We start from the raw sequence: 21,178 nt of genomic DNA, 5'->3' as shown, positions 1-21,178 counted from the left end.
GCCTCAAAAATTAGGTAGACATCAGGTTGACAAAGCCTGATTTTGTGGTAGATACGCGGTAGACAAGCTATCTTTTTAAAGTAAAATGTCCTTTGTGTATGCGGCCATCTTGTCGGTTGACTACAAACCAATAATCGGTGGATACAGCTTGATGGTCATTGTACTGTCCATTCCATTTTGGATTTGTTTTGTCAAGCTCGGTGATGAGTTTTCCGTAGCGATCATAAATGTATACGGTCATATTGGGTTCAAGCGTACCGTTTTCAATAAACCAAGTATCGTTGTAACCGTCGTCGTTGGGCGTAAAAAAGTTCGGATAATACAACAGCCATATACTTTCGGTATCTATGCCGCAACCGAGTTGATCGCGTACATAAATCGTATAGATTCCGGGGTCTAACCCAGTAAATAAAGACGAATCCTGATAATTTGTTCCATCAATTGAATATTCAAACTGACCGGAATTTTGTGTAAAAACCGCAATGGTGTTTTCATTCTGAGTCCAGTCGGAGGTTTCTAAATGATCAATCACAGGCGTTTCTGAAATATGAACCTCAATATCTTTGGTGTTGGTACAAACTTGTCCGTTGCCGTAATCATTGGTGGCGGTAATAGTTAACTGCGTGATTCCGGGTTGTGTTACCGTAAGATTGGGTTGGTTGGTTCCGTCTGACCAGAAGTAGGTTGTGGTGGGTAAATTTCCAGGCGATGCATCTAAAGCTACTGGGTTTAAAAAGCAACTTTGGTACAAATCATTGAGCGCAATGGTAGGCGTTTGTCCGGCAATCAAATCAAATGATTTAATTTCATAGCAATTGGGAACCGCGTTGTAAATCATACGAGCGTAAATAGTCGCCGGATTTGCATTCGGATTATACAAGGTTAAGTTGTTGATTTGGTTGGTATTGTTTTGTGCGTCAGTAAGTGACGGATGATAACTTAGGGTGAAATCTAAAGTTGATTGTTGGTTGAAAATGACGTTGTTTTGCTGTGTCAAATCAAAAGTTTCATTGCCGGTAATGACATTGTAACATTGTACCATGTTTTGCGGTTGACCAATTTGTACCAACGATAGTAAAGTGTTTACATCAAAAATCCGGTTGACAATATTTCCGCAAGGATCTTCAACCTGAAAAGTGTAGATGCCCGGTGGTAAATTGTAAAAAATATTTGAGTTGAGATTGTCTAAAAAAAAAGGGACACCATCTTTGTCAATAATGGTGTAATGAATTGGGCTTTTGCCATTGGCTTCTATGATTACATCTAGATTTCCGTTGTTGGTGCAAGGCATTCTGTAGGCGTCGGTAATTTCTAGCACTTGATTAAACGATAAAGTCGGACTCAAGATTTCAATACAACTTTTGTCAGCTCCTAAACTACTGTTGTTGATGTCATTTCCGTTGTTAAAACTAAAAAAACTCCGAACAATTCTAAAAACGCCATTAAAACTCAAATTGTAGTTGGTGGTATGATTTCCGAGCTGAAAGCTGTTGTTTCCATCAGGAATCGTTCCTTCAGTGTAAGGCTGTAAAGAACCGGGATGTCCCCATTGGTTCGGAGCAATTTCTTTTTGCAACCAATACGTTTCTCCTGTCGTGGCATTACTCACGAAATCTATTGGAATGTCAAAAGAGCCACAGTTTTCTTGAAGTGAAAAAGTATTGTTCGTGATAGCATATCCATCAACAATTACCGAAATTTGATTGGCAAAATTGCATTGGTCAATTCCGCTAAAAGTATAGCTTCCCGGCGGTAAATTATTGAGATAACAACTACCATCGCCTGTAATATAAGCAGAAGCATCATAGGGTAGTGCTTGATTGAAAGTGCTCGGAGCAGCAGTAATTTTTAATGAAGTCAGGCCAATGTTATTACTCCATATCCGAATACTACCTTGACCCAAGCTGCAGCCCGGACGTTGCTCAGAATTCATGCCTTGGTCAGCATAGGCAGGAACAGTAATTTGCATGGGTAGCATTGTAGCGCCGCAATTATTTATAACCTCAATTGAGTAATCTCCGAGTGGAACAGAATTTAGCGTTAAAACACCTAGAGTAGGGTCAACATTAATGGAAACGTCATGAGGTAATGCAAAAGGATATGAAGCAGGCGCTGAAAGAATAGTTGCAGTCACTACTCTATATCCTATAATATTGATATAGATGGTTCCGCTATTGGTTGAACAACCATTGTTGGTGGCTGTAGCAGTGGGAACCGATGGTAGATTTATAATCGTAAAAGACAAAACTTTACTTCTTCCGCAGAAGTCAGTAATGGTTACTTCATAATTGCCTATTGGGGTGTTAAGATTGGTGTCGCCAAACTGAACAGTATCTGTGTTATACGGTCCGGGATAATTTGTTGTATAAGTGGCTGGGTCAAATCCGATTGGGAAAGAACTAAAGTTTAAAGTGTACGGAGGAGTGAAATTAAGCGCCTTGAGTTCAAAGTAATAACTGTTGCAATCTAAATCATAAATTGTAGGCAATAAGTTGATGTTGTTGGTCACCAAAAAATTCTGTGTAAAAGTGGTTCCGCAGGCATCGAGTATGTTAACATCGTAATTAAAATCCAGATTCGGAAAAGCCGGAATGGTTTCAGAAATTTGTTCAGATGATAAATCACCATTATTTAATACGCTATTGAAGGTCTGATCAGGTGCGCCTCCGGGCGGATGTACTACAAATTCAATTTGCAAAGGATAACCAATAACGGTACCGTTGGCCGGAGTTATGGTGTGTTCAACAACAGTAAAATTGCATGAAGGTGGCGTAGTGTTCGAGAAAGTTGGCTGGGCTATATTGAGTGCAGTAACGTTTAAAGTTACTGTAAAGGTTGATACCACTCCGGTTCCGCAAGCATCAAAAACACGAATGCGGTAAACGCCCACAGGCAAATTATTAAACGTGTTTGAACTTTGAAGCGGAAAAGTAACCGGTCCAGAAAAAATCTCATAATTGACCGGAGTTCCTGATAGGGCATTGACTACAATGTTGCTATTGGCTGAACAAGCTTGATTAATGCTGTCTACATCAATCACTAAAGGTTGAATGGTGTTGTTGATGGTAGTCTGTATTTCTTGTGAAGTGGTCACTCCATTGATGGTTTCTTGCGCAATGATTTTATAAGTTCCGGCTGATAATCCACCTAGATTGTTGTTTGTAACCGTTGCTAAAGGCACTGATAAATTCGGAAGTTTATATACTTCATAAACAATGGTCCCGTTTGGATCGGCATTGGTTGCTGTAAAAGTTAGCTCGCCATTACCTGAACAACTTTCGTTGGTGGTGGTTACCGTAAATGAAAATGCGTTTCCGATCCAAGGCATTAACCATAGCAAGCACATTGTAATGAACCATTTTTTCATAAGGAATAATTGCTTTTTTTTGGGATGAATCTCTGATTCAGAGAACGTTTTTTTGAGGTGAAAATTTTGTAATGAGTCTATAATTTTGACAACAACTCTGCTGCCATTTCTAAAGTTTCATTTTTCTTGGCAAAACAAAATCGAATGTGTTTTTGGTCTAATTCATCTTCTCGAAACGGACGAACCGGAATCACCGCAATTCCGTGTTTTTGAACCAGTCTTAATGTAAAATCGATTTCGTTTTCATCGCTGATATTTGCATAAGAAGCCAACTGAAAATACGAACCTTCACAAGGCAATAAATCAAACCGAGCACCTGAGAGCAAGTTTCTAAAATAATCTCTTTTGGCCTGATAAAATGCGCTGATGTGGCTGGTTACATCTTCTGATAAATAAGCATTGATGACTTGTTGCGCTAATCCGTTCACGCAGAAAACCAAAAACTGATGCACTTTTTTAACTTCGTTCATCAAATTTTTGGGCGCGATCAAATAACCAATTTTCCAACCGGTAATATGCAACGATTTGCCAAACGATGAAATCACAATGCTTTTCTCTTGAAGTTTTGGTCGCTCATGCACCGAAATATGCTTTTGCTCAAAAGTCATGTATTCATAAACTTCATCAGACAAAACCAAAATATTCGGGTGGTTTTCAAGAATTGTTTCAAACGTTTCAAAATCAGTTTCTTGCCAAATTCTGCCCGATGGATTGTGCGGATTATTGATCACAATCATTCGTGTTTTATCTGTAATTGCTTTAGAAATAGTTTCCCAGTTGGGCGTGTAATCATGATTGAGCGGAATTCGAATGGCGCGCGCATTTCTCAAAACAACGGGCGTCACATAGCAATCATAAGACGGATCTAAAATAATCACTTCATCGCCCGGTTGCACCAAAGCCTGAATGGCCGTGTATATTCCTTGAGTTGCGCCGGCAGTAATCAAGATTTCAGTTTGAGGGTCTACTTTTCGATGGTAATTTTTTTGGGTCAGCAAAGCTATTTTTTCCCGCAAGCCCAAATGCCCCATCATGGGTTGATATTGGTGTTGTCCTTCAAAAACCAATGAAGCGGTGATTTCTTTGAGTTTTGGGTCAATGTCAAAATCAGGAAATCCTTGCGCCAGATTGATCGCGCCGTATTGTTGCGCCAATTGTGACATGACCGTAAAAATGGTGGTTTCAGCAGTAATCATTTGGGTTGATGAGCATTTGCTAGCTAAAATAATGATTATTACGCTGCTGCTTTCAATTTTAAAGAATTGTTTTAAACAGCTTGATGTTAGGAATCAACAGCTTTTTTAGAACGACTGTTTTGATTTAGCTTGAACTGGTAATTGAACATTTTGAGTTTACTACGACGTTCAGCCGAGCGCAATTTGAGTTTGAGTTCAAAGTTCATTTCTGCCGATTTTAACTGACGCAGCGCCTCATTGAACTCAGATTTGTTTTCATCTTTTGCCACTGCGGAACTTTGTTTTTGATCCTCATGCGTGGTTATTTCTTGAGTTGAAACAGACTCTTTTTTAGGCGAAGGAAAATCAAATGACAAAATGATTTCTTCGTTTTTGGGTTGCATTTTCATCACAAACTCATCGACAATGAAATGGTCTGAGAAGATTCGGTTTTTGAGCAACATCGCTTCGTCCAAAATACCGTTGGTGTTGAATAATACACTGTGGTCATTGAGATAATGAATGATTTCATCAATGGCAGACGGCGCATCATTGTAGTGAATATATCCATCTTTCCCCACAAAAACCAGTGCGCCTTTTTGGTTGGTACTAAATTTTTTAGAAAGGTATAAAGTGCAGAAATTTTGATTGGGTTGCGTTTCTACAAAGGCAATAACATTGTGACGCTCATCGGTTGTATGCGTGTACATTTTGCCTTTTTTGTCAGCATAAACAGGCCGCTGAAAAGCATTTTCTTTTTGATTGTTGATGTATCCTACAAGTTTCATCGGCGTAATTTTTTAGTGAGCAGACAAACTGTAAGTTAAAGCAAATTATAGGACTGGGACCTTAAGCGTCACTAAAGTAATGATTTATTCAATTCAAAAACTTTTCTGCATTAAAAAAGCCCGAATTTTGATTTCGGGCTTTCGTGGCTTTGGGCTTTTTTTATTTTTTAGCGAATTTGGTTGTGTAACCGTTGGCCGAAATGAGATAAATTCCTTTAGGTAGCGTGCTCACATCAATTTGCACAGAGTTTTGTCCTAGTAATTCAGAGCTGGTTTGTTGGATGATTTTTCCATCCATATTGGTGATGGTAAACTCGTATAATCCGCTGGGTGATTTTTGGCCTCGAACCACATTTATTTCTTGATCGGCTAGAGTAGGATAAACTCCAAAATGCGATGATTCAAATTGATTTTGTGCAAGTGCTGCGAAGTTTACAAATACATCGTCTACAATTAAGGTGCCTCCACCCGGATTTGTACTTTCTGCTTGCATTGAAAAGCTGATGTACATAAAAGACGGAATTCCTGATTTGGTAAATTGTACTGGTGAATATAAATATTGATACGTTGAAGTGGCTTGCGTAATGTTGGCAGTAGCGCGCCCCATTTCTGTTCCTTCTTCATCTAAAACAATCAATTCGGCTACCGCTTGTTCATCGTTTTGCACCGGATAATATTTGTAATAAAACCCAAGCATGGTTACTTGATTGCCGGCTTCAATGGGCACTCCGGCATTCCAACCCGGAAAATCTTGTGTTGCATCGTTGAATATTTCAGCTTTAGCATTGATCACTTGGTTTTGGGTCAAATTATAACCGTTGCTGATTTGCATGGCGTAACCTCCGGTATGCGCGTCTGAGGTACCAAAAACAAATGATGGCATACAAGCACCATACAAAATTACATCGCTGGTGTTTTGTCCTGTTTCTAAATCTATTGAAACCGGTATTGAAAAATTCATCCCCCAATTGCTCACTAAACTGTTGGGTTTGATGGTTTCAAAATTTCCGTTTACTACTTGCGCTTGAAGCGAACCTAAAGCCAAAATAGATAGGCTGGTGAATGCGAATAAGTAATTTCTTTTCATAATCGTTGAGGTTTGTTTAGTTGATTGATTTTGTTTCCGGCAATTTTACCATCCAAAAGTAAACAATCGTTTTACTCAAACTCAAAAACGCAGGTAGACAATAGGTAGACAAAGGTTTAAAATATTGAAAATCAATTGTTTTAAATAGATAAAATAAACTCTGTAAGATTGTCTTCGGTTGAAAGTTGCAGCTTTTTTCTCAATCGATACCGCGCAGTTTTAACACTATCCGGCGAAATATTCAAGATAGAAGCCATTTCTTTGATGGATAAATTGAGCTTAATAAGCGCGCAAATTTTCATATCGTTGGCGCTAATATCCGGATATTTCAATTTGAGTTTGTTGTAGAAATTCTTGTTGACGCTTTCAAAATATTTGTCAAAATCGCTCCAATTGTTGTCTTGTGTAAAATGGCGATTGATCATTTGCACCAGTTGTTTTTCCGGAACCATTTCATTGCTGTTGACAATGGTTTTGATTTCTTCCAACAACTCATTTTTCTGAACCATTTGCAGCGTAATCGCACTCAATTGGCTTTCGCGATATTCAATATCATACTCAAATTGCTGTTCTTTCATGCGTTTTTGTTCTTCGAGCGCTACAAATAAATCTTCTTTGGCTTGCAGTAATTCTTTGTCACGTTTGTTGATGCGCTTAAATGATAAGTATAAAACCGTAAAAACAATCACCAGCAACAGCACCAAACTCACCAGTAAAATGTTGGTCAAGCGCGAAACTTCTTTTTCTTTTGAAACGAGTTCAAGTTTGCGGTCTTTTTCAGCTACTTCAAACTGAACTTCTAAGTTTTTGGCAATTTGTTCGCGCTCTAATGAGTAGTACCGATCTTTAATTTTGAGTGCTTCGTCTTGCCATTGACTTACTTTTTCAAAATCGTTTTGTTGCTTTTTGAGCTCAATAAGTGCTTCAATCGCCTTGATTTCAAATACTTTGTCAGAGAGTGATGTGGCTATTTTTTTGGCTTTTTCAAAATGCGCTTCCGCAGATGTTACGCTGTGGTTAAATTCAAGCTCCCAACGTCCCAGAGCCAACAGGCAAATTACTTGTGCTTGTTTGTTTTCAGAATCAAAAGCTACTTCAGAAGCTTTTTTGTACCACTGATAACTTACATTTTTCTGATTGTTTTTTTGTGCCAATTCGCCCATTTTAGCGTAGGCGGTTGGTAAATATGCACTGTTTTTGGCGCGTTCAAATTCATGAATAGCATGTTGAAAAAAATAAGCAGCCGAATCATTTTTTTGCTGAATTTCATAATATGATCCCAAACTGTTATAAGCCAAGCCCAAAGTTCCTTCTTGATCATTGGTGCCTTCTAAATCTTGAACCACACTTCGGCTCAAAGCAATGGCCTGCGCAAATTTTTTCTGACGACTGTAAATGGTACTGATGAGTTGCAAACAACGCGCACGGCCTTTTTGAGCAAATTCAGGTTCTTGCTCAGTTAGTTTTTTATAGGCGCTCAGTGATTGCGTGGCATAAAGTAAGCCTTTTTCGGCACTTGAGCCATAAGAGCAAATGCCCAAATAAAGCAAAGATTCGGCTTGGTCGTGGGTGTTTTTTTCTGTCTTGGCTTTTTCAAAAGCCTGCCAAAAATACGAGAACGCTTGGTTTTCTTGGTCTTTTACCAAAGCATTCCAGCCTTTTTCAAGCAACGGATTTTGCAGCGATTGCCCTTGTATAAAAGAGCATAAGAAAAGCAGTAAAATGCAAATACATTTCTTCATTATTCGATTTTTTCAAAATCAATTAGTAGATCAAGCCATCGCGCTTTTGTCAAACAAAAACAACAGTCAGCTTCTATAAGAAAATGTAAATTGCCGGAGCCTCAAAGATAACATAAACCCTCAGACAAACAAGTTTTTTATTGTTCGTCTAAAAGAATATTCAAAATACTAATTGCCGCTTCACTGATTTTGGTGCCCGGGCCAAATACTGCCACCGCGCCCGCATCAAACAAATATTGGTAATCTTGCGCCGGAATCACTCCGCCTACAATCACCATAATATCTTCGCGGCCGTATTTTTTGAGCTCTTCAATCACCTGCGGAACCAAGGTTTTATGACCAGCCGCCAAAGATGAAACGCCTAAAATATGCACATCGTTTTCAACGGCTTGTTTGGCTGCTTCGGCCGGCGTTTGAAACAGCGGTCCTATATCTACATCAAAACCAACATCGGCATAACCGGTTGCCACGACTTTGGCACCGCGGTCGTGTCCGTCTTGTCCCATTTTGGCAATCATGATTCTTGGGCGACGGCCTTCTTTTTGAGCAAATGCATCAGCCAGTTGACGCGCCTTTTCAAAATGCTCGTCGTTTTTAATTTCTTTACTATACACGCCACTAAATGATTTAATTTGTGCTTTGTATCGACCAAAAACAGTTTCAAGTGCATCGCTGATTTCGCCCAAAGTGGCACGGTTGCGCGCTGATGTCACAGCCAAATCCAATAAATTTCCTTGGCCGGTCTGTGCACAAAGAGTGAGTTGATCAAGTGATTTTTGTACTTCTTGCGCATTGCGAGAAGTTTTGATTTGCTGTAAACGATCAATTTGTTGCTGACGCACGAGTTGATTGTCTACATCTAAAATATGCAACGGATCTTCTTTTTCCAATCGGTATTTATTGACACCCACGATGATATCTTGTCCGCTGTCAATGCGCGCTTGCTTTTTGGCTGCGGCTTCTTCAATACGCAACTTCGGAATTCCGGCTTCAATGGCTTTGGTCATTCCGCCGAGTTCTTCAACTTCTTGAATGAGTATCCAAGCTTTATGCGCAATTTCATGCGTGAGTTTTTCTACATAATAACTGCCAGCCCACGGATCAACCGTTTTGCAAATTTTTGTTTCTTCTTGTAAATAAATCTGGGTATTTCGGGCAATACGCGCCGAGAAATCTGTGGGCAAAGCTATGGCTTCATCCAAAGCGTTGGTGTGTAATGATTGGGTTCCGCCAAAAGCGGCTGCGGCTGCTTCAATTGCGGTGCGGGCTACATTGTTAAACGGATCTTGCTCGGTCAAACTCCAGCCCGATGTTTGACAATGCGTACGCAAAGCCAGTGATTTATCATCTTTAGGGTTGAATGGTTTTAAAAGCTTGGCCCAAAGCATTCGCGCGGCTCTCATTTTGGCAATTTCCATAAAGTGATTCATGCCAATGGCCCAGAAAAACGATAGGCGCGGAGCAAAATCATCAATTTGCATTCCGGCGGCCAATCCGGTGCGGATGTATTCTAAACCATCGGCCAAAGTATACGCGAGCTCAATATCAGCCGTAGCTCCGGCTTCTTGCATATGATAGCCAGAAATAGATATTGAGTTGAATTTGGGCATTTTTTTACTGGTGAACTCAAAAATATCCGCAATGATTTTCATTGAGGGAGTAGGCGGATAAATATAAGTGTTGCGCACCATGAATTCTTTGAGAATATCATTCTGAATCGTTCCTGAAAGCAGTTCTGGTGCTACGCCTTGTTCTTCTGCGGCTACAATATAAAAAGCCATGATGGGCAATACGGCTCCGTTCATGGTCATAGATACCGACATTTCGTTCAATGGAATTTGGTCAAAGAGCACCTTCATGTCTTCCACCGAATCAATGGCTACACCGGCTTTTCCGACATCGCCCACCACACGTTCGTGGTCTGAATCATATCCGCGATGCGTAGCCAAATCAAAAGCTACCGATAAACCTTTTTGTCCGGCTGCTAAGTTGCGACGGTAAAAAGCGTTGCTTTCTTCGGCGGTTGAAAACCCAGCATATTGACGAATGGTCCACGGGCGCCGCACATACATGGTAGCATATGGCCCGCGGAGGTTCGGAGCAAAACCGGCAGCAAAATCAAGATGTTCTGTGTCTTGAAGATCGGCTGCGGTATAAGTCGATTTTAGGTCAATGCCTTCAGCGGTGTGAAAGTTTTCGGTGGTCGATTGACTGTTTTTCGTTGTAGGCTTATTGAGCGTAATATGTTGGAGGTCTTTTCTTTTCATCTTATGCTTCACTGGCTAATCGTTCTTGTTCCATTTTTTCGGCCAATCTTCGCTCGATAATCGGGCTGATGAGCGTTTTGCGCGGTTTGATTTTGACAAACGGATACAACTCTAAATCATCTTTCATGCGGTCAGCTTTGTTCGGATATTTGTTGGTGCCGAGTAAGATTTCTTTGCCTTGATCAAAGGCGAGTTGTTCTTCTTGAGCGCTTTCACTGATTTTGCGCTGAATAGTTCCTTCAGTCAATTGTTTGATCAATCCGCCGCTGGCTTCGATTTCTTTAAACAATGCCAAAGCTTTCTCAGCCAGTTGCTGGGTTAAGCTTTCAATATAATAACTTCCGTCAGCCGGATTGTCAACTTTGTCAAAATAACTTTCGTTTTTGAGAATCAGCAATTGATTGCGCGAAATTCGGCTTCCAAACTCATTGTCTTTGTGGTACAAAGCATCATAAGCTAAATTGGTCACCGTATCGGCTCCGCCCAAAATGGCACTCATGCATTCGGTGGTGGTACGCAGCATATTGACATTGTAGTCGTATAAAGTTTTGTTTCTTTTAGAAGGAATAACCAACAAATGACAACCGCTGGTATGGTTGTATTCTTGGGCTAAAGTTTCAAACAAGATTCTGAGTGCGCGTAATTTGGCGATTTCAAAAAAGTAGTTCGAACCCACGGCAGCATGGATGATAAAAGGTTGACTTTGGGCGCCCAATTGATTGAAATATTCATTGGTGTGTGCCAGAGTGTAGGCGAGTTGTTGCACCATATCGGCACCGGCATTTTGATATAAATCCGCATGAATACCAACTACAGAAATGTTCTGGTTTGATGAAGTTATTTTTTTGAGTGTTTCAAAGTTGTCTTTGTCTGCTGATTCCATCCAGTTACCGTCTAGGGCTAAATGACCAATCGGGTCGAGGCTCACCAACACTTTTCTGGGATGATTCGCCGCTGCTGAATTGATTTTCTGTACAAAAGATTCTGACAAAAACGACAACTCAAGATGCACGTTGATTTTGTCTAAGGGCAAACTTTCTAGCAAACGCTTTACGTCGGTTTGTGGGTCTGTGATGGTAAAACACAAACTTTCGGCTCCGCGCGTAATGTTGTCTAAAGAACGCGCGATGGTTTTGTCAAGATCATGAACAAATATGGCTTGCCCAATTTTAAATTGGCTTGCCTGTGTTGAAACTTGTATTGGTTGCGTTTTTTCATCGGCATGGTAAAACGGTTTTACGTTAATACCTTCAGGTGATTTCCAAACCAAAGTTTCATTGTAATCGGCTCCTTTGAGTTCAAACTGAATTTGTTGCTTCCATTGTTTGGATGAAACCGGTTCGAATTCATTAAAAAGTTTATCAGACATAAGCTGGGATATTTTCTGCGTGAGATATTAAGGCTCTTTTTTGATTGTGTCGCCTTCGTATTCAACAATGTACACGTCTTCGCTGTCGCGTTTCATGTAGTATTTTTCACGGGCATACCGCTCAACCTCATTGGGGTTTTTGAGCTGTTTTATTTTTTGCTCGTCTTTTTTGATTTCGTCTTGGTAGTATTTTTTATTGTCTTCGAGTTCTTCAATTTCTTGGTCAAGAACACGGTGGTCAAAATAGGAGTAGTTATCTAAAAATAGCATCCAAACGCCAAAGAAAAGCAATACCCAAACATAGCGATTGCTCACAAATTTGAACCAAGCTTTGTCTTTATAAGAAGTTTCGGGTTGTGGATTTTCTTGAGGTGTTTCCATGGTTGCGCAACTAGCCCCGATTGTAGCGGATATCCTTTTGTGCCGACAGGCCAAAAGATATGAGCGAAAAGCGGGAAAAAGCTCCTAAAACTACAAAAAAATTATGATATACGCTGATTAATTACCGCGCGCACAACATCAATGGCCACCGTGTTGTATTTGTCGTTCGGGATGATGATATCGGCGAAGGCTTTGGTGGGTTCAATGAATTGTTGGTGCATGGGTTTGAGTGTGGTTTGGTAGCGGTTCAGAACCTCGTCCATATCGCGCCCGCGCTCGGCAATATCGCGACGCAAACGGCGAATGAGTCGTTCGTCAGAATCAGCATGCACGAATATTTTTACATCAAATAAGTTGCGCAGTTCCGGATGGGTGAGGATCAAAATACCTTCAACAATCATCACTTTTCGAGGGTGGGTAATGATGGTGTCTTCGGTGCGGTTGTGCGTGACAAATGAATAAACCGGTTGCTCAATGTTGTTGCCCGCTTTGAGTTCTTGCAGATGATGCACTAAAAGTTCAAAATCAATAGCACGTGGGTGATCAAAATTAATCAAGGCGCGCTCTTCAAAACTCAGATTAGAATTGTCGCGGTAATAAGAATCTTGAGAGATAATGCCCACTTCGGTCTGGGGCAATTCGTTCATGATTTGGTGCACTACGGTGGTTTTTCCGCTTCCGGTTCCGCCGGCAATACCGATAATAAGCATAGAGGTTTTAGTTATGGTTTTCATCGCAAAAATAGGAATTTAATTCAAAGTCGATTTGTTTTTTGACGAAATCAAAACTGAATTAAATTCCTATATTAAATGCCTTTTTATCTTACCGAACCAATGAAAAATGGCTCTTAAATTCTTTGCGTTGGCCTTTGTCAGTATATTCAACTCTAAACCAATAATCTGTGGCAGGTAAAAGCTGTCCGTTCATAGTTCCGTCCCAACCATCGGTGGTTGAACTGATTTGTTTGATGAATTTTCCGTGGCGATCAAAAATGTAAATTTCTGTATCAGGTTGTTTTTCTAAACCTACAATGTTCCAAGTGTCGTTAAAGCCGTCGCCATTAGGCGTAAAGAAATTTGGATAACCCAAAACCAGTACTTCATCGGTTATATCAGTACAGCCATTTTCATCAGTTACATGAACTTGATGTATACCCGGATTTACTGATGTAAATATATTTGACGCTTGTTGCGGCCCGAAATCTATTTGATACAAAAACGGACCGGTTCCCGAATTGACTGTGACTAGAACCGAAGTTTGATTGCTGAATTGATTACTTACCTCTGTATCTATGCTTAAGCCTGGGGTGGAAGCTGTAATCTGAGCAGTGACTAAAGCCGACGTACATCCATTGATGTTAGTAGCTATTACTCCGTAAATACCCGGTTGGGTAGCTTGAATAGCGTTACCCGTATCGGGCAATACATTTCCGTCAAGATACCAGACAAAAGTGTGGGTTGCTAAATTGAGCTGTGTATCTAAAATGTATGTTTTAAACGGTACGCCAGTGAGTTCATCAACACAGATAACACCATCATATAATATTGGCAATGGAGTAATCGGTTGTGGATTGATGTTAATGACTGTAGCTGTTGATTCACAGTTAAAACTGTTTTGTGCTACAATAGTGTGTGTAGAGGCCGATGGTAAATTCGGATAGTTTAAAGTGGCACTAAACGGACCTCCGTCAAAACTATACAATTCACCCGGTACCTGAATAATATTTACCGACCCAAAATCGTCACTGCAAGTAGGAGGAACCATCGTATATGATGGAGCACCCGGTGTTGGTGGTTGCGGATCTAAAGTAAACGAACTGGCTACCGATATACATCCTGCAGCATTCTGCGCACGAACATTATGGGTTGAACCTGCCGCCAAGTTCGGATAAACCAAATTGCTTGTAAATGGACCGCCATCAATACTATAGGTTTCGCCAATGCTTCCGGTTATGCTAATGCTTCCGGTTGAAATGGCACATGTTGGTTGCGTAGCGGTTAATATAGGTGCTGTTGGTGTTGTTGGTTGAACATCTAACTGAACAGTTGTCAGCACTGAAAAGCAACCAGCTGAATTTTTAGCTCTGATGGTGTGCGTTGAACCATCAATTAAATTCGGGTAATTAAATACAGCTACAAACGGACCATTGTCAAAACTATAGGTTTCACCCGGAATTGGTGTAATGTCAATAATACCTGTAGCAACTGTGCAGTTTGGTTGGGTAACCAAAACTACAGGGGCATTGGGCGTAGTAGGTTGTTGTTGAATCACAATTGTTGTTGTTGCAGAAGTACAATTTGAAATATTCTGAGCTACTAAAGTGTGCGTTGAATTTTCAGGAATCAAATCATAAAAGGTGTTACCGGTAAACGGACTTCCGTCAAAACTATAAGTTACTCCGGGGGCTACCGGAAATACAGTAAATGAACCGGTGCTCGTTGTACAATCAGGCTGTGTTATTATAACCGTTGGAGCCGATGGTTTTGCATTAAGTGTCAAGGTAACAGCTGTTCTGGTCAATGACGGACACAATCCATTACTAGATTCAGCATAATAGGTAACTGCCCCAAAGGTGTTTAATTGTGGATTAGTAATCAGATTTCCTCCAGAAGGAGCATCAAACCAACTGATAACATCACCTATATTGGCCGGTGTTGCCGTGGCTGTTAAAGTTTGAATTGGATTATTGGCACATTGGGTAATATCACCTCCAGTAATTGGTGGTGCCGGAGACGGATCTATAGTCAACGTAACGGGTGTTCTTGTAAATGATTTACAATTTCCTTGGCTGGCTTCAGCATAAAAGGTTATAGTTCCTATAGCATTTAGGGTAGGGTTTGTAATAGCAATTCCGCCGGTTGGCGAAGTAAACCAACTAACCGATTGTCCAACACCTGCACTAGCTGTTGCTGTAATAGTTTGCAGCGGAGCTTGTGCGCACTGAGTAATATTACCACCCGAAATCGGAGCTGCCGGAGCAGGTTCAATAGTCAAAGTTACTGCAGTTCGGGTCAAAGATTGACAAATTCCATCAGTAGCTTCGGCATAATAAGTTACACTACCCGGAGTGTTGAGTATGGCATTTGAAACTACGTTTCCACCGGTTTGAGCATCATACCAAACTATAGTTTGTCCTGAAGGAACGCTGGCAGTTGCGGTCAAAGTTTGTATTGGCGATTGTTCGCATTCAGTTATATTTCCGCCAGATACCGGAGCCGCCGGCGAAGGATTAATAGTTAAAACAACCGGGAGCCTTGTAGTTGAAGCACATGTTCCATTAAAAGCTTCACCGTAATAGGTTATGGTTCCTATGCTATTCAAACTTGGGTTCGGCACTAAGTTCCCACCGGTTGGGGCGTCATACCAACGAACAGACTGACCTGGCGGAACTACGGCCATAGCCGTGAGCGTTTGCAATGGTGATTGTGCACATTCTGTAGTGTCATTTCCAAAAATTGGTACACCAGGCGCAGGAATAATCGTTAAGGTAACTTGAGTTCGTACGTTTGATTCACAGGTTCCGTCATAAGATGCCCCGTAACAAATAAAACTTCCCAGAGAACTCCATGTAGGAGAGGCAATAATATTTCCGCCAACTGGGGCATCATACCAAATTACCGTCTGTCCGGTCACAGCAGTAATTGCATCATTTGCATCCAAGGTTTGAATAGGTAATTGTTCACATTCAGTAATATTTCCGGTTGAAATAGGTGCTGCAGGTGCAGGTTCAATAGTGAGAGTTACCGGAGTTCTTGTATACGATGGACAATTTATATCATTTGCTTCAGCATAATAGGTAATGGTCCCGATAACACTTAAAGTAGGTGTGCTGACAATAGATCCTCCGGTTGGTAAGTTATACCAAACAATATTGATTCCCGGCACTGATACGATAGCATTGTTCGCATCCAAGGTTTGAATTGGGAAAGATTCACATTGTGTAATATTTCCGGTTGAAGTTGGAGCAGCAGGAGCCGGATTGATGGTTAAAGTTAGGGATGTTCGGGTGAGTGAATTACAAGTTCCATCGTTGGCCTCAGCGTAATAAGTTACCGTTCCAACGGTGTTGAGTGTTGGTGAAGCCACAACCAGTCCACCAATCGGTGCATCATACCAAGTGATGGTTTGTGCAGCCGGAACCGAAGCTGTAGCGGTAATGGTTTGAATAGGTGATTGTTCACATTGGGTGATATTGCCAGCTGATACCGGAGCAGCAGGTGCCGGATTGATGGTGAGTGTTACCGCAGTTCTTGTATAAGACGGACAAGTTCCATCGTTGGCCTCAGCATAATAAGTCACCGTTCCAACAGTGCTAAGTGTTGGAGAAGCTACAACCAGTCCACCGATTGGCGCATCATACCAAGTGATGGTTTGTGCAACCGGAACCGAAGCCGTAGCGGTAAGGGTTTGAATAGGCGATTGTTCACATTGTGTGATATTGCCACCTGATACCGGAGCAGCAGGAGCCGGATTGATGGTTAAAGTTAGGGATGTTCGGGTGAGTGAATTACAAGTTCCATCGTTGGCCTCAGCGTAATAAGTCACCGTTCCAACGGTGTTGAGTGTTGGAGAAGCCACAACCAGTCCACCAATCGGTGCATCATACCAAGTGATGGTTTGTGCAACCGGAACCGAAGCTGTAGCGGTAAGGGTTTGAATAGGCGATTGTTCACATTGGGTGATATTGCCAGCTGATACCGGAGCAGTAGGTGCCGGATTGATGGTGAGTGTTACCGCAGTTCTTGCATAAGACGGACAAGTTCCATCGTTGGCCTCAGCGTAATAAGTCACCGTTCCAACGGTGCTAAGTGTTGGAGAAGCCACAACCAGCCCACCGATTGGCGCATCATACCAAGTGATGGTTTGTGCAGCCGGAACCGAAGCCGTAGCGGTAAGGGTTTGAATAGGCGATTGTTCACATTGGGTGATATTGCCAGCTGATACCGGAGCAGCAGGTGCCGGATGGATGGTGAGTGTTACCGCAGTTCTTGTATAAGACGGACAAGTTCCATCGTTGGCCTCAGCGTAATAAGTCACCGTTCCAACAGTGTTGAGTGTTGGTGAAGCCACAACTAGTCCACCGATTGGCGCATCATACCAAGTGATGGTTTGTGAAGCCGGAACTGAAGCTGTAGCGGTAATGGTTTGAATAGGCGATTGTTCACATTGGGTGATATTGCCACCTGATACCGGAGCAGCAGGAGCCGAATTGATGGTGAGTGTTACCGCAGTTCTTGCATAAGACGGACAAGTTCCATCGTTGGCCTCAGCGTAATAAGTCACCGTTCCAACGGTGTTGAGTGTTGGTGAAGCCACAACCAGTCCACCAATCGGTGCATCATACCAAGTGATGGTTTGTGCAACAGGAACTGAAGCTGTAGCGGTAAGGGTTTGAATAGGTGATTGTTCACATTGTGTGATATTGCCAGCTGATACCGGAGCGGCAGGTGCCGGATTGATGGTGAGTGTTACCGCAGTTCTTGCATAAGACGGACAAGTTCCATCGTTTGCCTCAGCGTAATAAGTCACTGTTCCAACAGTGTTGAGTGTTGGTGAAGCCGCAACCAGTCCACCAATCGGTGCATCATACCAAGTGATGGTTTGTGCAACCGGAACCGAAGCCGTAGCGGTAATGGTTTGAATAGGCGATTGTTCACATTGGGTGATATTGCCACCTGATACCGGAGCAGCAGGTGCCGGATTGATGGTTAAAGTAACTGCTGTTCTAGCATAAGATGGGCAAGTTCCATCATTTGCTTCTACGTAATAAGTAACGGTTCCAACGGTATTTAAAGTAGGGGTTGCCACTACCAAACCGGCAGTTGGGGCATCATACCAAGTATAGCTAATTCCGGTTACTGTGGTAATGGCATTGCGCGCATCTAAAGTTTGAATAGGCGATTGTTCACATTGTGTGATGTTTCCGGTAGAAGTTGGCGCTGCTGGTGCCGGATTGATGGTGAGTGTTACCGCAGTTCTTGTATAAGACGGACAAGTTCCATCGTTGGTCTCAGCGTAATAAGTTACCGTTCCAACAGTGTTGAGTGTTGGTGAAGCCACAACCAGTCCACCAATCGGTGCATCATACCAAGTGATGGTTTGTGAAGCCGGAACCGAAGCTGTAGCGGTAATGGTTTGAATAGGCGATTGTTCACATTGGGTGATATTGCCACCTGATACCGGAGCAGCAGGAGCCGGATTGATGGTTAAAGTTAGGGATGTTCGGGTGAGTGAATTACAAGTTCCATCGTTGGCCTCAGCGTAATAAGTCACCGTTCCAACGGTGTTGAGTGTTGGAGAAGCCACAACCAGTCCACCAATCGGTGCATCATACCAAGTGATGGTTTGTGCAACCGGAACCGAAGCTGTAGCGGTAAGGGTTTGAATAGGCGATTGTTCACATTGGGTGATATTGCCAGCTGATACCGGAGCAGTAGGTGCCGGATTGATGGTGAGTGTTACCGCAGTTCTTGCATAAGACGGACAAGTTCCATCGTTGGCCTCAGCGTAATAAGTCACCGTTCCAACGGTGCTAAGTGTTGGAGAAGCCACAACCAGCCCACCGATTGGCGCATCATACCAAGTGATGGTTTGTGCAGCCGGAACCGAAGCCGTAGCGGTAAGGGTTTGAATAGGCGATTGTTCACATTGGGTGATATTGCCAGCTGATACCGGAGCAGCAGGTGCCGGATGGATGGTGAGTGTTACCGCAGTTCTTGTATAAGACGGACAAGTTCCATCGTTGGCCTCAGCGTAATAAGTCACCGTTCCAACAGTGTTGAGTGTTGGTGAAGCCACAACTAGTCCACCGATTGGCGCATCATACCAAGTGATGGTTTGTGAAGCCGGAACTGAAGCTGTAGCGGTAATGGTTTGAATAGGCGATTGTTCACATTGGGTGATATTGCCACCTGATACCGGAGCAGCAGGAGCCGAATTGATGGTGAGTGTTACCGCAGTTCTTGCATAAGACGGACAAGTTCCATCGTTGGCCTCAGCGTAATAAGTCACCGTTCCAACGGTGTTGAGTGTTGGTGAAGCCACAACCAGTCCACCAATCGGTGCATCATACCAAGTGATGGTTTGTGCAACCGGAACCGAAGCTGTAGCGGTAATGGTTTGAATAGGTGATTGTTCACATTGGGTGATGTTTCCGGTAGAAGTTGGCGCTGCTGGTGCCGGATTGATGGTGAGTGTTACCGCAGTTCTTGTATAAGACGGACAAGTTCCATCGTTGGCCTCAGCGTAATAAGTCACTGTTCCAACAGTGTTGAGTGTTGGTGAAGCCACAACCAGTCCACCAATCGGTGCATCATACCAAGTGATGGTTTGTGCAACCGGAACCGAAGCCGTAGCGGTAATGGTTTGAATAGGTGATTGTTCACATTGGGTGATATTGCCAGCTGATACCGGAGCGGCAGGTGCCGGATTGATGGTGAGTGTTACCGCAGTTCTAGTTAACGAAATGCAACCATTATTAGCTTCTACATAATAAGTTACAGTTCCAACAGTGTTGAGTGTTGGTGAAGCCACAAGATTACCAGCTGTTGGAGCATCAAACCAAGTATAGGTAGTACCGGTCACTTGAGTAATAGCATTATCAGCATTGAGAATTTGAATAGGTGATTGCTCGCACTGAACTATATTTCCGGTTGAAGTTGGAGCCGAAGGTGTTGGAGGCTGTGCGTTAATCGTTGCCGAAGCCGAAGCTACTGAAGTACAACCAACCGAATTGGTCACGGTAAAAGTATAACTGCCTGCTATCAAACCACTCACGGTGTAGGTAGCTCCTGAGCCTGCAATTGCCCCTGGATTAATGGTCCAAGTTCCGGCAGGAAGTCCGGTGAGTTCTATACTTCCGGTTGATGATGCGCAAGTGGTTTGCGTAATGGTTCCGATGGTTGGTGCCGAAGGCGTTGGAGGCTGTGCGTTAATCGTTGCCGATGCCGAAGCTACTGAAGTACAACCAACCGAATTGGTCACGGTAAAAGTATAACTACCAGCAGTTAATCCACTTACGGTGTAGGTAGCTCCTGAGCCTGCAATTGCTCCCGGATTAATGGTCCAAGTTCCGGCAGGAAGTCCGGTGAGTTCTATACTTCCGGTTGATGATGCGCAAGTGGTTTGCGTAATAGTTCCGATGGTGGGTGCCGAAGGCGTTGGAGGCTGTGCGTTAATCGTTGCCGAAGCCGAAGCTGCTGAAGTACAACCAACCGAATTGGTCACGGTAAAAGTATAACTACCAGCAGTTAATCCACTTACAGTATATGTTGCACCCGATCCGGCAATAGCCCCTGGATTAATGGTCCAAGTTCCGGCAGGAAGCCCGTTGAGTTCAATACTTCCGGTTGATGATGCGCAAGTGGTTTGCGTAATAGTTCCGATGGTGGGTGCCGAAGGTGTTGGAGGCTGTGCGTTAATCGTTGCCGATGCCGAAGCTACTGAAGTACAACCTACTGAATTGGTAACGGTGTAGCTATAACTACCTGCTGTTAATCCACTTACAGTATATGTTGCACCCGATCCGGCAATAGCTCCAGGATTAATGGTCCAAGTTCCGGCAGGAAGCCCGGTGAGTTCAATACTTCCGGTTGATGATGCGCAAGTGGTTTGCGTAATGGTTCCGATGGTGGGTGCCGAAGGCGTTGGAGGCTGTGCGTTAATCGTTGCCGAAGCCGAAGCTACTGAAGTACAACCAACCGAATTGGTCACGGTAAAAGTATAACTGCCTGCTATCAAACCACTCACGATGTAGGTAGCTCCTGAGCCTGCAATTGCCCCTGGATTAATGGTCCAAGTTCCGGCAGGAAGTCCGGTGAGTTCTATACTTCCGGTTGATGATGCGCAAGTGGTTTGCGTAATGGTTCCGATGGTGGGTGCCGAAGGCGTTGGAGGCTGTGCGTTAATCGTTGCCGATGCCGAAGCTACTGAAGTACAACCAACCGAATTGGTCACGGTAAAAGTATAACTACCAGCAGTTAATCCACTTACGGTGTAGGTAG

At 42.8% G+C, this 21,178-nt stretch carries 10 protein-coding genes; all 10 read right to left on the bottom strand.

The window, feature by feature from the left end; translation table 11 throughout:
• Window positions 1–67 precede the first annotated feature (67 nt).
• Window positions 68–3,367, bottom strand: coding sequence for a T9SS type B sorting domain-containing protein (locus KIH23_RS12995; RefSeq protein ID WP_213213934.1), 3,300 nt, complete (start codon window positions 3,365–3,367; stop codon window positions 68–70).
• Window positions 3,368–3,444: 77 nt separating this feature from the next.
• Window positions 3,445–4,563 carry a methionine aminotransferase gene (locus KIH23_RS12990; RefSeq protein ID WP_213213933.1) on the bottom strand — a complete coding sequence of 373 codons (1,119 nt, stop codon included), beginning with the start codon at window positions 4,561–4,563 and terminating at the stop codon, window positions 3,445–3,447.
• Between the two features lie 86 nt (window positions 4,564–4,649).
• Window positions 4,650–5,330 (bottom strand): hypothetical protein, encoded by a 681-nt coding sequence (locus tag KIH23_RS12985; protein ID WP_213213932.1) that lies wholly within the window; start codon window positions 5,328–5,330, stop codon window positions 4,650–4,652.
• 160 nt (window positions 5,331–5,490) lie between these two features.
• A complete protein-coding gene (locus KIH23_RS12980) occupies window positions 5,491–6,417 on the bottom strand; it encodes a T9SS type A sorting domain-containing protein (RefSeq protein ID WP_213213931.1) in 927 nt (308 codons plus the stop codon).
• Between the two features lie 140 nt (window positions 6,418–6,557).
• Entirely contained in the window at window positions 6,558–8,159 is a 1,602-nt protein-coding gene (locus tag KIH23_RS12975) for a helix-turn-helix transcriptional regulator (protein ID WP_213213930.1), read from the bottom strand.
• Between the two features lie 137 nt (window positions 8,160–8,296).
• Entirely contained in the window at window positions 8,297–10,426 is a 2,130-nt protein-coding gene (gene scpA, locus KIH23_RS12970; RefSeq protein ID WP_213213929.1) for a methylmalonyl-CoA mutase, read from the bottom strand.
• A 1-nt stretch (window position 10,427) separates the two neighbouring features.
• A complete protein-coding gene (locus tag KIH23_RS12965; protein ID WP_213213928.1) occupies window positions 10,428–11,795 on the bottom strand; it encodes a methylmalonyl-CoA mutase subunit beta in 1,368 nt (455 codons plus the stop codon).
• 27 nt (window positions 11,796–11,822) lie between these two features.
• Entirely contained in the window at window positions 11,823–12,176 is a 354-nt protein-coding gene (locus KIH23_RS12960) for an FtsB family cell division protein (protein WP_213213927.1), read from the bottom strand.
• Window positions 12,177–12,277: 101 nt separating this feature from the next.
• On the bottom strand, window positions 12,278–12,886 hold the full coding sequence (gene udk, locus KIH23_RS12955) for a uridine kinase (RefSeq protein WP_213213972.1): 609 nt from the start codon (window positions 12,884–12,886) through the stop codon (window positions 12,278–12,280).
• Between the two features lie 112 nt (window positions 12,887–12,998).
• On the bottom strand, window positions 12,999–21,131 hold the full coding sequence (locus KIH23_RS12950; protein WP_213213926.1) for a T9SS type B sorting domain-containing protein: 8,133 nt from the start codon (window positions 21,129–21,131) through the stop codon (window positions 12,999–13,001).
• Window positions 21,132–21,178 lie beyond the last annotated feature (47 nt).

The sequence above is a fragment of the Flavobacterium sp. CYK-55 genome, from assembly GCF_018413465.1.
In the GTDB taxonomy this organism is placed as follows: Bacteria; Bacteroidota; Bacteroidia; order Flavobacteriales; family Flavobacteriaceae; genus Flavobacterium.
This window is presented reverse-complemented; position numbering and strand designations above follow the sequence as displayed.

What these genes read in the sequence shown, in the direction of transcription:
- KIH23_RS12965 (WP_213213928.1), bottom strand. Translation starts at nt 11,795, where the DNA reads ATGTCTGATAAACTTTTTAATGAATTCGAACCGGTTTCATCCAAACAA.
- KIH23_RS12960 (WP_213213927.1), bottom strand. Translation starts at nt 12,176, where the DNA reads ATGGAAACACCTCAAGAAAATCCACAACCCGAAACTTCTTATAAAGAC.
- udk (WP_213213972.1), bottom strand. Translation starts at nt 12,886, where the DNA reads ATGCTTATTATCGGTATTGCCGGCGGAACCGGAAGCGGAAAAACCACC.
- scpA (WP_213213929.1), bottom strand. Translation starts at nt 10,426, where the DNA reads ATGAAAAGAAAAGACCTCCAACATATTACGCTCAATAAGCCTACAACG.
- KIH23_RS12995 (WP_213213934.1), bottom strand. Translation starts at nt 3,367, where the DNA reads ATGAAAAAATGGTTCATTACAATGTGCTTGCTATGGTTAATGCCTTGG.
- KIH23_RS12980 (WP_213213931.1), bottom strand. Translation starts at nt 6,417, where the DNA reads ATGAAAAGAAATTACTTATTCGCATTCACCAGCCTATCTATTTTGGCT.
- KIH23_RS12975 (WP_213213930.1), bottom strand. Translation starts at nt 8,159, where the DNA reads ATGAAGAAATGTATTTGCATTTTACTGCTTTTCTTATGCTCTTTTATA.
- KIH23_RS12990 (WP_213213933.1), bottom strand. Translation starts at nt 4,563, where the DNA reads ATGATTACTGCTGAAACCACCATTTTTACGGTCATGTCACAATTGGCG.
- KIH23_RS12985 (WP_213213932.1), bottom strand. Translation starts at nt 5,330, where the DNA reads ATGAAACTTGTAGGATACATCAACAATCAAAAAGAAAATGCTTTTCAG.